We start from the raw sequence: 13,924 nt of genomic DNA on the forward strand, positions 1-13,924 counted from the left end.
GTTAGTTTAAACTGGGTTATTCTTTATTTTAATTAAAAGTTATTCCTCGCCAGTAAATGTAGACATTACCGCATCACTGACGCCCATATTACTAAAACCGCCATCATTATATAAATTTTGTAAGGTTACCCGTTTGGTTAAATCGCTAAACAAAGTAACGGTGTAATTAGCACAATCTAAAGCTGTGGCATTACCCAAGGGTGACATTTTTTCAGCGTATGCAATAAAGCCATCGAATCCTTTTACTCCACTACCTGCAGTTGTAGGTGTGGGCGACTGGGATATTGTGTTTACACGAACGTTCTTGTCCCTACCGAAGAAATATCCAAAACTACGCGCTATACTTTCTAAATAAGCTTTATTGTCGGCCATGTCGTTATAATCAGGGAAAACGCGTTGCGCAGCCATATAGGTTAAAGCAACTATACTTCCCCACTCATTCATGGCATCCGTTTTGTATAACGTTTGCATCAATTTATGAAATGACAAAGCGGATACATCAGTTCCTTTTTGTGTCCAATCATAATTTTGATCTGTATAGTGCCGTCCTTTTCTAACATTTATGGACATCCCAATAGAATGAAGCACAAAATCTAACTTTCCTCCTAAAATTTCCATGGATCGTTCTATCAGGTTTTGTAAATCTTCTACTGATGTGGCATCAGCAGGAATAATTTGAGAGCCTGTTTTTTCTGCTAATTCATTTATTTGTCCCATACGCATTGCTACTGGCGCATTGGTTAAAACAAATTGTCCGCCTTCTTCATAAACCCGCTCTGCAGTTTTCCAAGCAATGGAGTTCGAATCTAAAGCCCCAAAAATAATTCCCTTTTTCCCTTTTAATAAATTATACATATTAGTGTTAGTTTATGTGTTTATCCAATATTTAATTATACATGGCAAAAGTAATAAACTTTAAACTTTAAATGTGAAACTTTTTTAATTGAGCAGTTCTTTGGCATGTGCAATTGCTGAAGATGACATGTCTATACCACCTAACATTTGGGCAATCTCCACAATTCTTTCGTCATGGTCTAATTTCACCATGTTGGTCTGGGTGATCCCATTAACATCTTTTTTGTAAACTTTAAAATGCGAATGCCCTTTGGCTGCTATTTGAGGCAAATGCGTAATGGCAAAGACTTGCATGGTCTCACTCATTTGTAACATAATTTCACCAATTTTATTTGATATCTCACCGGAAATCCCGGTATCAATTTCGTCGAACATTATGGTTGGTAATTGAATGTAATTGGATAGCATCAATTTTATGGCTAACATAATTCTCGATAATTCACCTCCTGAAGCCGCCTTTTTTAACTCTAAAAAATTGCCTCCTTTATTAGCTGAAAACAAAAATGATAATTCATCTTTTCCATTGAAAAGTAAATTAGGGGTTAGCTTTAGTTTTATATCGAACTGAGCATTCGGCATACCTAAATTTTTCAAAATAGATTCCAATTGATCTTTTAATTTTGGAATAGCTTCGACCCTATTATTATGGATGGTTTTCGAAATGTGATCTAACAACTTTTCTTTTGACAAAAGTTCATCCTGATGACGCAAAATTCTTTCGTCTAAATTTGCAGTATTCGTCACTTTTTCAGAGAGGCCTTCTTTCACAACAAGGAGTTCTGATATATCTTTAACGGCATGCTTCAACATTAAGTTATGGAGGATTTGCAATTTGCTGTTAATTTGTTCCAAGCGTACTGGATTGGGTTCCAATTGCTCAAACAAATCATCAATTTCCCCACGAACATCATCCAAATCAATTAGACTACTGTTGATGCGTTCATATAAAAGGCTATATTTATTTGATAAGCTTATAAGTTTACTGAAATTAGTCTTTAATTGAGTTAACGTTGTAATAATGCCCATTTGCTCGTCACCAAGCAATTGATAGGACTCTGATAGCTTTTCTTTAATATCCTCAACATTGTTTAAAGTTTCGTATTCTTCTTCCAGTTCTTCTAATTCTCCCAAAACCAAATTCGCTTCAATCAGTTCCTTCAACAAATAGGAATTATAATCATGTTCTTTTAGTGCTTCTGACTTTAGTTTTTGCAGTATGGTCAAATCGTTTTTGATAGCTTTAAAATCCTTTAATTCTCTACTGTAATCCATTAATGCTTTAGCATTACCGGCTAAGGCGTCTATGACCTTAAACTGATAGCCATCATTAACTATTTGTAAGGATTGATGTTGGGAATGAATATCAATTAATTGCTCCCCTAAAAGCTGCAAACTGTTTAAATTAAGGGGCGAATCGTTTACAAAAGCTCGCGATTTACCCGAGGGCAGTATTTCCCTTCTAATTATGGTTTGAGATTCGTAATCAAGATCTTCTCTTTCAAAAAACGATTTAAGATTGTAATTAGAGATATTAAATACGGCTTCTATAATACACTTCTTGGTGTTGTCCTTCAAGCTACTTAAATCAGCTCGTTTACCCAAAATCAGGGACAATCCTCCAAGTAAAATAGATTTACCAGCACCCGTTTCACCAGTAATAATTGATAGTCCATTATTAAAATCGACCTGTAAATTATCGATTAAAGCATAATTTTTTATAGCAAGGGATTCTAACAAGGTGCTAAAACTTTATTTGGTTTGAAAATAAATATACTAAATGAATTCTAAAAAAGGAGATTGTATTAAAACTTAATATTTGCCCATTTACCGGAATGCATAGGTGCCACACTTTGTAAGGTCTCTTTAACGCTGGCTATATTCACATTGGGTCCATCGGAAAAAATTTGTTCAATTTCATCGGACTTGGCATCAAAAAATGTCCTTAAAAGAAAGGAATTTGGCCGACGACTGTTCATGGCTTCAAACAGTTTTAAGGAAGATGCTATTTCTTCTTTACCTCTTTTAGCATTTTCACTCATGATATCCAATCCCAAACGATGATAACTATACATAACCTCTCTGTATGCAGAAAAAGTCGGTGACAAGAGGTTATCTATTAGGGCAAATCGACTTTGTAAGCCATCTTCTAACTTCCACCCTTTATAATTTTCTTGTTGGGAATAATTCACAATGGTCTGTGCTTGTTTAAAATAGGCATCTCCACCCTGTTTTGCAAAAGTATCGGCATCTAATCCCAAAACCATGTAGACATGAAAAGCAAGTACAGAAACCAAATTAGATTCATATTGGGTAGGATTAAATATTAAATTTTGAAATTCCAAATAGCGAAATGAAAAATCTCTATCATTAAAATTATAAACAGGTGTAGTAAAGGTAGATCCAAAAACCGGTCGTGATGATTGCACTTGAATGGTCCCCTGAAAGTTTTCACCACTATAATCAGTAATGGTTATAACCATACTGCAATCAATTCGTTCTTGAGGAGCAACGGATCTGCTTGTCCATTTGGAATTATTAATGAACTCAGTCAATTGCTTTTCCAAAGTTTTAAAGATAGACTGATTTTCATTACCTGTTTGCTGGGCATTAACAACTAAACTACAGTTTAATTCTTGTGAATACCCTATAAATCCAAGACAAAAAAAGAAAATGTAAAAAATGCTACGCATGGATCTGTTTTATGATTTCGTTAAATAAATCTTGAGCCACTTCCGCTTTATCCTTTAATTCAAACTCCGTTACACGGTCTTTATTATCAATAATAGTAACTTTATTTGTATTGTTTTTAAAACCAGCGCCATAATCATTTAACGAATTTAAAACAATTAAATTTAAATTCTTCTTTTTTAGTTTGTCTTTTGCATTTTTCAATTCATCATTAGTTTCCAATGCAAAACCAACCAAAAATTGATGCGTTTTTAATTTTCCCAAAGATTCCAAAATATCTTTGGTTTTTTCCAATTCAATGGATAATGAAGCCTCCTTTTTCTTAATTTTTTGTTTCGCAATATTTTTGGGTTTAAAATCGGCTACAGCCGCCGATAAAATGGCTATGTCACTATTTTTATAATGATCATGTACTGCATTATACATGCTTTCAGCACTTACAACTCGAATAACCTCTATAAGACTATGGGACACTTTTTCGTGGGACGGTCCTGTTATTAAAATAACTTCGGCACCTAAATTTGCTGCCGCTTTTGCAATTTCAAAACCCATTTTTCCACTGGAATGATTTCCAATAAATCTTACAGGATCTATTGCTTCATAGGTGGGACCAGCAGTGACAAGGATTTTTTTTCCTTTTAAGGGTAATTTACTTAAAATATCTTGCTCAATAAAAGACACAATATCTTCAGGCTCTGCCATTCTCCCCTCACCTAACAACCCACTCGCTAGTTCTCCACTAGTAGCAGGAATCATAACATTGCCGAAGTTTTTTAAAATCTTAAAAGTGTGTTTTATACTTTCATGCTTATACATATCCAAGTCCATGGCCGGTGCAAAATAGACAGGACATTTGGCCGATAAGTACGTTGCCAATAACAAATTGTCGCAAACACCATGAGCCATTTTGGATAAGGTATTGGCTGTTGCCGGAGCAATGATGAAAATATCTGCCCAAAGTCCCAAATCTACATGGTTGTTCCAGAGAGGATTATCATCTTCGTCATTAATAAACGAAGAATAAACGGGGTTTTTTGAAAGAGTTGATAAAGTAAGGGGTGTTATAAAATCTTTAGAGGCCGGTGTCATTACCACTTTTACACGTGCACCCGATTTCACAAACAGTCGAACTAAAAAAGCCGTTTTATAAGCAGCAATACCGGCGGTTACTCCTAACAGTATATTTTTGCCGCTTAATATAGACATGCTAAAATTATTCCTGAGAATCGTCCTCAGTATTTCTAAAATAAACTTTTTCCTTTAACCATTCCTGAATAGCCAAAGCATGCGGTTTTGGGAGCTTTTCATAAAACTTGGAAACTTCAATTTGTTCTTTGTTTTCAAAAATTTCCTCAAGGCTGTCATTATAAGTTGCAAATTCTTCCAACTTATCAATAAGTTCTTTTTTAATCTCCGTATTAATTTGCTCTGCTCTCCTTGATATGATAGAAATAGCTTCATAGATATTTCCTGTTTGCTCATCGATTTGATTTCTGTCGTAAGTCATTGTATTAACAGGAGCTTTTGTCTTTTTTAAATCCATTTTCATATTTTATTTTATTTTACCAATAGGTCTATCAACGTTTACTAAAATGTAATCTATAGTCTTAACCTAAATTATTCATTAATTACCATTATGATGAAAACTGTTGTAATTCATTATCAATTTCTTCCATCATATTATTGACTTCCTCCATATATTTTGAATTGACAAAATACTTTTTGAAAGCATCTAGATTTGATTTGGCATCCTTTAAACGCTCTTCTTTTTTATATTCAACACTATTAATCGCTAGTTTGTATGCCGAATCTAACTTATAAAACATGGCATCTTCACGTAGCGAAGATCCTGGAAACTCAAAAATAAAATTTTCGAAGGACTTTATGGATGCCGGATAATCTGAAATGTGATTATATTGTTTCGCAATACTGAAAGCCTTTTGCTCTAATTTAAATTCAAGTTCCTTAACCAACTTATTTGCTTCGACTAAATATTGGGATTCAGGAAATAAATTAATAAAGTTTTGGAGTTTCTCTATGGCTTCTTTAGTCTCAGTTTGATCCTTGGTGTATACGGGTGATAACATATAATAACTCTTGGCACTTAAAAAAGAGGCCTCTTCAAGCTTTTCGCTATTTGGATAACTAGAAGCAAAACGTTCAAACTGATAACCTGAAACGTAATAGTCTTTCATCTTGTAGAATGAATCGGCGTATAGGTACATCAATTTTTCTGCTTGCGGCTTTCCTCTGTAATTAGGCACTATTTGAGCAAATAGACGATTGGCCTTATCAAATTTACCAGCATCATAAAGTTCTTCTCCCAATTTAAATTTAGGAGCAATATCTTCAGCTTTTAATACTTTTTGATATTCGCTACAAGAACTTAATGTTAAGATTACAAATGATATGAATATAGATATCCTCATAGTTTAAAACAAGATGCAAAATTAAGGTAATAATATGGATTTTAAAAATATATTTTAATGGCTAAAATAATTGTTGAAATACAGTATCCATACGGTTTAAGTAATATTTAACATTACCTAAAATCGCTAACAAAACGCGCAACCTTTGCTTTTAATTGCGAAGATGCTGGAACTAATGGCAATCTTACCGTATCCTTGCATAAGTTCAGAGCTTCAAAAACAGCTTTAATCCCTGCAGGATTATTTTCTTCAAAAATATAACCGATAACGTCCATGAGCTTGAAATGCAGGTCATAGGCTTCCTGAGCTTTACCCTCTAGTCCCAAGCGGATCATAGCAGAAAATGTTTTTGGAAAAGCTTGACCGATAACCGATATAACTCCTGCTCCTCCAGCTAAGACAACCCCTAAAGCTAAATCATCATCACCGGAAATAACTAAAAAGTCGTCCGGCTTATCTTTTATCAGCCTTAAATATTGCGCGACATTATTTCCCGCTTCTTTTACCGCTACAATATTTTTAAAATCATTTGCCAATCGTATGGTAGTTGAAGGCTCCATGTTTTTCGACGTACGTCCGGGTACATTATACAAAATGACATCTATGGGAGACGCTTCAGAAATGGCTTTAAAATGCTGATAAAGGCCTTCTTGTGTTGGTTTACTATAATATGGTGCTACTGATAAAATGGCATCCATATGGCTTAAATTGGTAGTGGTTATTTCTTCAATAATGGCAGCAGTATTATTGCCACCGATACCTAAAACCATTGGCACTCTACCATTGTTGGCTTCAGAAATAGTTGCGACTATATCTTTTTTTTCTTGTTTGGTTATCGTAACACTTTCACCAGTAGTCCCTGAAATCACCAAATAGTCCGTACCGTTTTCTATATTGAAATTAACAATGTTGGCAAGAGCTTCATGATCTACACTCAAATCCATTTTAAATGGTGTTACCAAGGCCACACCAGTCCCTAAAAACTTACTATTCATCACTTACTTTGTTTAATATGGTTAAGTATTTAAAAATTTCCCTTTTAAACACCTTAAATTCTTCTAAATTGGTGTTAATTATCAAATCGTTCAGTCTTGGATCCTTTTGCAAAATACCAATCTTAAATGTTGCCTTAGATAACGCTGTAAGCAATTTTAATTCTATTTCATCACTGGTATAATAACTAATTAAGACATCAAAGGTTGTATCTAAAAACGTTTGTAATTCTATATTCTTGATAGCTCCATTCCAACCAATGTCCTTTGAATTAAAACAAATTTCCCAAAAATTAGGTTTTTCACTTTTTGAAGGCGAATAAGCTATAACCTTAAGTTTGTTTGGACGAACATGTAAATAGGTAGCAAGACTTCTGAATAATTCAAAATCGTCCACCTCATCAATATTTAAAATAATGCCCAAACTTTCCACCTTGCTGTCATCGACATAAACTTTACGCTCCGACAACATTTTGTTTAAATACTTTTTAATAGATTTCTCCTTAAAACCTTTTAAAATCATTTATATTTATGCTTTCCGCAAAGGTAGCAAAAGTACAACCAAAATTTTTGCATTTATATGAGGTTTACACATTTGATTTTTTTGTTAAATTTTTTAGTTTTTTTTAGCTGCAAAAAGAAGAATTTCCACATTACAACAATCAAAGGCAAACAAATTGAAATAAACGATTCTATACAAGATAAAATTGAAATTGAGGATTTTATTGCACCTTTTAGAGTACATATTGAAAAAGATTTGGACAGTATAATTGCCTATGCCATGGGTACTTATTCTAAGTCCGATGGAGACTTTAACACCGCTATAGGTAATTTTATGGCAGATGCCATATACGATCAAGCCGCTCCGGTTTTTAATCGTAGAACAGGGAATAACCTCGACATGGTTTTATTGAACCACGGTGGTATCCGTTCTATTATTTCAAAAGGCGATATTAGAATGCGTAATGTTTATGAATTAATGCCCTTTGAAAACAAAATTGTTGTTATTGCTCTTAAGGGACGACAGATTGACAGTATGATCAGTTTTTTGTGTAGATCCAGAAAAGCCAATCCTATATCTAAACTTAAGCTAACCATTGACAGTGAATTCAATCCCATTGAAGCCTCAATAAATGGAGAAAAAATAAACACAGAAAGGATCTATTATGTCGCCACTAATGATTATTTATATAATAATGGCGATAATATGAGATTTTTTAGACCTAACGATGGTTATTTCGATTTAAATTATAAAGTCCGTAATGCTTTAATTGATTATCTAAAACAGGTCGATACCATCAACCCCGTTAGTGATGATAGGTTTACGCAAATAAAAAAATGAATCATGAATCGCCGAGATTTTATTCAAAAGACATCAGCTGGAACAGCATTAATAACCTTGGGCAGTATTGGCTTGCCGTCGTTTACCACTTTTAATACCAAGCATATCACAATACTTCATACCAACGATGTGCATAGTCACATTGATCCCTTTGGCCCAGAGGATGGAAGAAATGCCAATAAAGGAGGGGTTTCGAGAAGAGCTAGCTTGATTGATTCCATTAAAACAGAAAACCCCAATACGATTTTATTGGATGCCGGTGATATATTCCAAGGCACTCCTTATTTTAACTACTATGGTGGTGAATTGGAGTTTAAATTAATGAGCAAACTTAAATATGATGCAGCAACCATTGGTAATCATGATTTCGATAATGGTATAGAGGGCCTCTTTGCACAATTGCCTCATGCTAAATTTGATTTCATATCTGCCAATTACGACTTTTCAAAAACGATAATGGACACGCATACCGACCCCTTTAAAATATTTATTAAAGATGATATTAAAGTAGGTGTATTTGGTCTTGGTATAGAACTCAAGGGATTAGTTGAATCGGCTTTATACAAAGAGACCCAATATTTAGATCCGATTGAAATCAGTCAAGATATGGTGAGAATCTTAAAAACAGAAAAACATTGTGATCTGATTATTTGTTTATCACATTTGGGATATCATTATAGAAATAACCCCAATAAAGTAAGCGATTTAAATCTAGCTGCGGCAACAAGTGGCATCGATTTAATCATCGGTGGTCATACCCATACTTTTTTACCCAAACCGTCGATAGTTAAAAACAAAGACGGCAATAATATGCTCGTAAATCAAGTGGGGTGTTACGGTATTAATCTTGGTAGAATTGATTTTTATTTTGATGACGATAAAACTATATCCGCAAAAGGCACCTCAATAATAGTTTAGTTTTTTTTCATTCTTGAAATGAAACCTCTATACGTTCGTCTAAGAACCAAATCATATTTCAAGATTATGAAAAAACAAATTTCCTTTTTCATTAGAATTATCGTAGCGGTTATTTTAATTCAAACTTTGCGGTTTAAATTTACAGCTCATCCGGATAGCATATATATTTTTAAATCCCTTGGCATGGAACCGTATGGCAGAATTGGTACGGGAATATTGGAATTGGTTGCTGGGATTTGCCTGATAATTCCAAAAACGGCTTGGGCAGGCGCATTACTCAGCATTACCGTTTTATTTGGTGCTGTTGTATCTCATATAACTGTCCTGGGTATTGAAATAAATGGGGATAAGGGATTATTGTTCTTTACAGCCTTGATTACATTTATCCTTTCCGTTATAATACTTTATCTCCAAAGAAGAGATATTCCGTTTTTAAAATTCTTCGACTAACAAAGTTTTAGCATTATTCTCCTGTTTAACCTTAGACTGCCAGAATAAAATATAAAAGGCTAATAAATATAACGTTGTTGATATAAAGTTTAGCAGACCTTCGTTTGCAATATACATATATGCCACACCAATGACTTCTGCAAATACAATACACAATGAGCCTATAAATAATAATAGAGACTTTTTGTCATCCTTATGAAAATAATTAAGCAGTGAGGAGGACAGTAAAACTAACATAACGATATTATAGGTTAATTCCATAATATATTCTCCAGTCATAGTCGACAAGATATGCTCTGTTACAACATGCTGCAGCACATAAACAATATAAACATTCAATGCCGTTAACACTACTAAATGAATTTTAAGATTTCTGAGGATATGGGTAATACACATCCTTCGGCAAATTTCAAATAATAATGCAATATATGCAGCCACATAAAGCCCATTACCCAGGAAATAATTAATCTCATAAGGAATATATTTTGCAAATAAAACCATGATATCCGATGTGGAAAAAAATATCAAAAACAGAGAAACAGGTATCGTTTTTTTCTTTACGAACAGAAAATATAAAATCGTTATGGCAGGGCTTAAAAGTGAGCTTACTTTATAGGCCAAAGCAGCCTTATCAAAAAGAAGGCAGACTATAAAAGCGATATAGATAAGAGGCACAAAGCTCATCAAGACTCTCGACTTGTACATAACGTAGGTTTGAAGTTATGTGACAAACATAATAAAAAAAATGCTATTAAACGTATAAAAACTGCTTTTTATCGATTTTTTTTTATTTTTTGTTATTTTTTGTAAGAATTAACATTACTTTAGGTGGGTTAAATCATGTAGTATATAGCCTAACATATTATTGGAAATCGATTTTATTTAAGAATTCTTTTTCACTAATGAGTTTAATGTTCAATTTTTCGGCTTTCACCTTCTTACTGGGACCCATATTGACCCCAGCTACAATATAACTGGTTTTAGATGAAATAGAACTACTCAGTTTTCCCCCATTATCTTCTATTAATTTTTTTAATTCGCTTCTGGTAATAGTTTCGAAAACGCCCGAAACTACTATAATGTCACCTCTTAATTTATCCGTTTGCCCGGCAAGCTGTTCTTTTGACATTTCTAACTGAACACCAAATTCCTTCAATCTATTGACAATTAGGTTATTCTCTGGTAATGAGAAAAAATCCGTAACACTTTTTGCAATTTTTTCACCAATTTCATCCACATGAACCAGATCCTCCTCAGAAGCATGAGCAATCGCATCTATTCCTTTGTAATGCCGAGCCAGTTTTTTCGCAACGGTCTCACCGACATAGCGAATTCCTAAGGCATATAAAACACGCTCAAAAGGGATTGTTTTGGACTGCTCAATGCCCCTTAATAAATTCTCGGCACTTTTTTCAGCCATTCTTTCCAGCGGAAGAATCTGTCCTTTGGTCAATTCATATAAATCGGAATAATTGTTTATGAGTCCGGCATTAACTAACAATGCAACTGTCTCACCGCCCAACCCTTCAATGTCCATGGCCTTTCTCGAAATAAAATGTTGTATGCGGCCAATTATCTGTGGTTTACACCCATTGTAATTCGGGCAATAATGCTGAGCCTCTCCTTCCTGTCTAACCAGTAATGCATTACATTCCGGACAATGTGTAATATAGTTGGTTGGAACAGACCACATGGGTCGTTTACTGAAATCTACTCCGAGAATTTTTGGAATTATCTCACCTCCCTTTTCCACATAAACCTCATCTCCTATCCTGATATCCAACTTTTCAATCTGATCCGCATTATGAAGTGAAGCTCGCTTTACAGTTGTTCCCCCTAATTCAACCGGTTCCAAATTAGCGACAGGCGTTATTGCACCGGTACGGCCTACTTGGTAGTCAATGCTATTAAGCCGTGTTGAAACCTGTTCAGCCTTAAATTTGTACGCTATGGCCCATCTTGGGGCTTTAGCGGTATATCCCAATTCTTCTTGTTGTTGCAAACTATTTACCTTCACAACAACGCCATCGGTTTCGTAAGGAAGTTTATGTCGTGCTTCATTCCAATAGTTAATATACTCAAGAACCTCGTCTATGGAATGGCACAATTGAGCAGCATTGGGAACTTTAAAACCCCATTGCCTAGCTTTTTCCAAGCTTTCTAATTGGGTGTCAACACCTAAATTGGTTCCTTCTAGATTATAAAGCAAACAATCAAGTGGACGTTTGGCAACCTCTGCACTATCTTGTAGTTTTAAACTTCCGGAAGCAGTATTTCTTGGATTTCTATAGGGTTCTTCACCAATTTCTATACGTTCTTCATTCATTTTATGAAATCCGACAAAAGGTAAAATGATTTCACCACGAATATCAAATCGTTCTGGAAAATCACCTTTTAATTCTAAGGGTACAGATTTAATTGTTCTTACATTGGCCGTAACATTATCCCCTTGAACGCCATCACCTCGTGTTACTGCTTTAATCAATTTTCCGTTTTCGTATGTCAAACTAATGGAGGCCCCGTCATACTTCAACTCACATGTGTATTCTACGTCACCATCAATAATTTTTTTTATACGCTTTTCCCAATCAAGCAAATCTTCTTGAGAATACGAATTATCCAATGAATACATCCTATACTCGTGTATGACAGTTTCAAAGTTCTTAGTAATTTCACCACCAACCCGTTGGGTCGGTGAATTAGCATCGAAGAATTCTGGATATTTCGCTTCGAGCTCTTGAAGCTCCTTCAGTTTTAGGTCAAATTCGTAATCTGAAATAATTGCCTGGTCCAAAACATAATAATTATAGTTATGCTGACGCAGTTCTTGCCGGAGGTTTTCTATGTGTTGTTTTATATCCTTCATGGTAAAGTTCCCATAATCATTCTATCTTTTTTAAATAAATCCTGCTTTAATTGTATAGTTGTAAAACCATATTCGCCCAACAATGCCCTCATTTCGTTCCCAAGATACTCATTGATTTCAAAAAAGAGCAACCCCTTTTTTGATAAATTATTAACAGCAAATTTTGAAATGGCATGGTAAAATAATAAGGGATCCTCATTTTTCACAAAAAGGGCCAAATGGGGCTCGTTATTCAGGACATTAGGTTTCATGAGTTGCATTTCCTTCTCCCGTACATAGGGCGGATTAGAAACAATAATATCAAATTCCAAATCCGAATGTTCTTGCTTTAATATATCCTCTTTAAAAAAGAAGACTTCAACATTATTGAGCTTTGCATTTGCCTTTGCCACCTTTAAAGCCTCTTCAGAAACATCCAAAGCAAATACTTTTGCATGGGGTAAATGTGTCGCTAAAGAAATAGCTATGCAACCACTACCAGTACCGATATCCAGAATTTTTAATGTAGTGGCCTTGCTGTTGTCTTGTCTTTTCGCCAACACCAGTTCGGGATGACAATCGATAATCCACGCTACAAGTTCTTCAGTTTCCGGGCGTGGAATTAAGGTATGCTTATTAACTTTGAAAGGGAGTCCATAAAATTCGGTTTTACCCAGGATATATTGAATGGGATACTGAAGTTTTAATAATTCCAGTGCATCAATAAGTCGTTTATCATTGCTCATTTTATAATCAGGCTGCATTGCCAAATCTAAGCGTGATACCTTATAATAGTCAGCAACCAACAAATAAAAGAAATTGTCTATTTCTTCTTTTCCATAGAGCCCCTTTAAGGTGTTATGAAATGTTATAAGACTGTCCTTTAATCTCATAGTTCCTTAATCATCCATACTCCACAGGAATAATGTCCTGTATTGCCTAGTGCTTTATCTAAATGTTTGAACCCAAAACTCTCGTAAATATGAATCGCTGCCTTAAGCTGTGGAGCGGACTCAATATAACATGTTTGATACCCCATTGCTTTAGCCGCATGCAGACATCTTTCAAAAAGTTGTTTTCCATAACCTTTCCCTCTGATTATGGGAGAAAAATACATCTTTTGAATTTCACATATGGTATCTTCGAATCCCTTTAAAGGCTTAATACCTCCTCCACCCATAACTTCTCCATTACTCTCAATTACATAGTAAACCTCATTGTGATTTTGATAGGATTGAAACATTCGAGGAGTTTCATCATCAGTATATGCTGTACCTTCCAATGGAATCTTAAATTCATGAAAACACATCCTAATTATTGATTCTATTGATTTGTTATCCTTTAGTGCTATATTGCGAATTATGATATGGTCATTACTCATTTTAAAGCCTTAATTTTGTATCGA

The 13,924-nt window shown here is 34.5% G+C and carries 15 protein-coding genes; 3 read left to right on the top strand and 12 right to left on the bottom strand.

From position 1 onward, the window contains the following. Window positions 1–39: 39 nt before the first annotated feature. The 8 genes from MR054_RS09455 to MR054_RS09490 all read right to left on the bottom strand — a co-directional run bounded on the left by MR054_RS09455 (window position 40) and on the right by MR054_RS09490 (window position 7,487). On the bottom strand, window positions 40–855 hold the full coding sequence (locus tag MR054_RS09455) for an enoyl-ACP reductase FabI (protein ID WP_242157662.1): 816 nt from the start codon (window positions 853–855) through the stop codon (window positions 40–42). An 84-nt stretch (window positions 856–939) separates the two neighbouring features. After that, window positions 940–2,592, bottom strand: coding sequence for a DNA repair protein RecN (gene recN / locus MR054_RS09460; protein WP_242157663.1), 1,653 nt, complete (start codon window positions 2,590–2,592; stop codon window positions 940–942). Between the two features lie 65 nt (window positions 2,593–2,657). Continuing rightward, complete coding sequence (porD, locus tag MR054_RS09465) at window positions 2,658–3,545, bottom strand: type IX secretion system protein PorD (RefSeq protein WP_242157664.1); 888 nt, start codon at window positions 3,543–3,545, stop codon at window positions 2,658–2,660. Beyond that, window positions 3,538–4,749 (bottom strand): bifunctional phosphopantothenoylcysteine decarboxylase/phosphopantothenate--cysteine ligase CoaBC, encoded by a 1,212-nt coding sequence (coaBC, locus tag MR054_RS09470; RefSeq protein WP_242157665.1) that lies wholly within the window; start codon window positions 4,747–4,749, stop codon window positions 3,538–3,540. Before coaBC ends, porD begins: the two co-directional genes overlap by 8 nt. Before the next feature lie 7 nt (window positions 4,750–4,756). Beyond that, window positions 4,757–5,086, bottom strand: coding sequence for a DNA-directed RNA polymerase subunit omega (locus MR054_RS09475; RefSeq protein WP_242085094.1), 330 nt, complete (start codon window positions 5,084–5,086; stop codon window positions 4,757–4,759). Window positions 5,087–5,177: 91 nt separating this feature from the next. Continuing rightward, window positions 5,178–5,972 (bottom strand): outer membrane protein assembly factor BamD, encoded by a 795-nt coding sequence (locus MR054_RS09480; protein WP_242085095.1) that lies wholly within the window; start codon window positions 5,970–5,972, stop codon window positions 5,178–5,180. A 113-nt stretch (window positions 5,973–6,085) separates the two neighbouring features. Then, entirely contained in the window at window positions 6,086–6,967 is an 882-nt protein-coding gene (gene dapA / locus MR054_RS09485; protein WP_242157666.1) for a 4-hydroxy-tetrahydrodipicolinate synthase, read from the bottom strand. Continuing rightward, the gene (locus tag MR054_RS09490; RefSeq protein ID WP_242157667.1) at window positions 6,960–7,487 is read right to left on the bottom strand and encodes a DUF6913 domain-containing protein; all 528 of its coding nucleotides are present in this window, start codon (window positions 7,485–7,487) and stop codon (window positions 6,960–6,962) included. Before MR054_RS09490 ends, dapA begins: the two co-directional genes overlap by 8 nt. A gap of 81 nt (window positions 7,488–7,568) precedes the next feature. Here MR054_RS09490 and MR054_RS09495 point away from each other — a divergent pair, with 81 nt between their 5' ends. From MR054_RS09495 to MR054_RS09505, 3 genes are all read left to right on the top strand, one after another. Next, entirely contained in the window at window positions 7,569–8,306 is a 738-nt protein-coding gene (locus MR054_RS09495; RefSeq protein WP_242157668.1) for a 5'-nucleotidase C-terminal domain-containing protein, read from the top strand. Window positions 8,307–8,309: 3 nt separating this feature from the next. Then, window positions 8,310–9,224 carry a bifunctional metallophosphatase/5'-nucleotidase gene (locus MR054_RS09500; RefSeq protein ID WP_242157669.1) on the top strand — a complete coding sequence of 305 codons (915 nt, stop codon included), beginning with the start codon at window positions 8,310–8,312 and terminating at the stop codon, window positions 9,222–9,224. 66 nt (window positions 9,225–9,290) lie between these two features. Further along, window positions 9,291–9,674, top strand: coding sequence for a DoxX family membrane protein (locus MR054_RS09505; RefSeq protein ID WP_242157670.1), 384 nt, complete (start codon window positions 9,291–9,293; stop codon window positions 9,672–9,674). Here the strand turns inward: MR054_RS09505 and MR054_RS09510 are convergent. The 4 genes from MR054_RS09510 to MR054_RS09525 form a co-directional block, all read right to left on the bottom strand. Then, entirely contained in the window at window positions 9,657–10,379 is a 723-nt protein-coding gene (locus tag MR054_RS09510; RefSeq protein WP_242157671.1) for a hypothetical protein, read from the bottom strand. The genes MR054_RS09505 and MR054_RS09510 overlap by 18 nt on opposite strands. Before the next feature lie 157 nt (window positions 10,380–10,536). Beyond that, window positions 10,537–12,540: an NAD-dependent DNA ligase LigA gene (ligA, locus tag MR054_RS09515; protein ID WP_242157672.1), complete on the bottom strand. Its 2,004-nt coding sequence runs from the start codon at window positions 12,538–12,540 to the stop codon at window positions 10,537–10,539. Then, window positions 12,537–13,412 (bottom strand): peptide chain release factor N(5)-glutamine methyltransferase, encoded by an 876-nt coding sequence (gene prmC, locus MR054_RS09520; RefSeq protein WP_242157673.1) that lies wholly within the window; start codon window positions 13,410–13,412, stop codon window positions 12,537–12,539. Before prmC ends, ligA begins: the two co-directional genes overlap by 4 nt. Then, the gene (locus MR054_RS09525; protein WP_242085105.1) at window positions 13,409–13,900 is read right to left on the bottom strand and encodes a GNAT family N-acetyltransferase; all 492 of its coding nucleotides are present in this window, start codon (window positions 13,898–13,900) and stop codon (window positions 13,409–13,411) included. The genes prmC and MR054_RS09525 overlap by 4 nt, the downstream gene beginning before the upstream one ends. Window positions 13,901–13,924: the final 24 nt, after the last annotated feature.

Source organism: Aestuariivivens sediminis, assembly GCF_022662105.1.
GTDB classification, from domain to species: Bacteria; Bacteroidota; Bacteroidia; order Flavobacteriales; family Flavobacteriaceae; genus Aestuariivivens; species Aestuariivivens sediminis.

Coding starts and splice junctions, on each gene's coding strand:
- MR054_RS09455 (WP_242157662.1), bottom strand. CDS start 855: ATGTATAATTTATTAAAAGGGAAAAAGGGAATTATTTTTGGGGCTTTA.
- porD (WP_242157664.1), bottom strand. CDS start 3,545: ATGCGTAGCATTTTTTACATTTTCTTTTTTTGTCTTGGATTTATAGGG.
- coaBC (WP_242157665.1), bottom strand. CDS start 4,749: ATGTCTATATTAAGCGGCAAAAATATACTGTTAGGAGTAACCGCCGGT.
- MR054_RS09475 (WP_242085094.1), bottom strand. CDS start 5,086: ATGGATTTAAAAAAGACAAAAGCTCCTGTTAATACAATGACTTACGAC.
- MR054_RS09480 (WP_242085095.1), bottom strand. CDS start 5,972: ATGAGGATATCTATATTCATATCATTTGTAATCTTAACATTAAGTTCT.
- dapA (WP_242157666.1), bottom strand. CDS start 6,967: ATGAATAGTAAGTTTTTAGGGACTGGTGTGGCCTTGGTAACACCATTT.
- MR054_RS09490 (WP_242157667.1), bottom strand. CDS start 7,487: ATGATTTTAAAAGGTTTTAAGGAGAAATCTATTAAAAAGTATTTAAAC.
- MR054_RS09500 (WP_242157669.1), top strand. CDS start 8,310: ATGAATCGCCGAGATTTTATTCAAAAGACATCAGCTGGAACAGCATTA.
- MR054_RS09505 (WP_242157670.1), top strand. CDS start 9,291: ATGAAAAAACAAATTTCCTTTTTCATTAGAATTATCGTAGCGGTTATT.
- MR054_RS09510 (WP_242157671.1), bottom strand. CDS start 10,379: ATGTACAAGTCGAGAGTCTTGATGAGCTTTGTGCCTCTTATCTATATC.
- ligA (WP_242157672.1), bottom strand. CDS start 12,540: ATGAAGGATATAAAACAACACATAGAAAACCTCCGGCAAGAACTGCGT.
- prmC (WP_242157673.1), bottom strand. CDS start 13,412: ATGAGATTAAAGGACAGTCTTATAACATTTCATAACACCTTAAAGGGG.
- MR054_RS09525 (WP_242085105.1), bottom strand. CDS start 13,900: ATGAGTAATGACCATATCATAATTCGCAATATAGCACTAAAGGATAAC.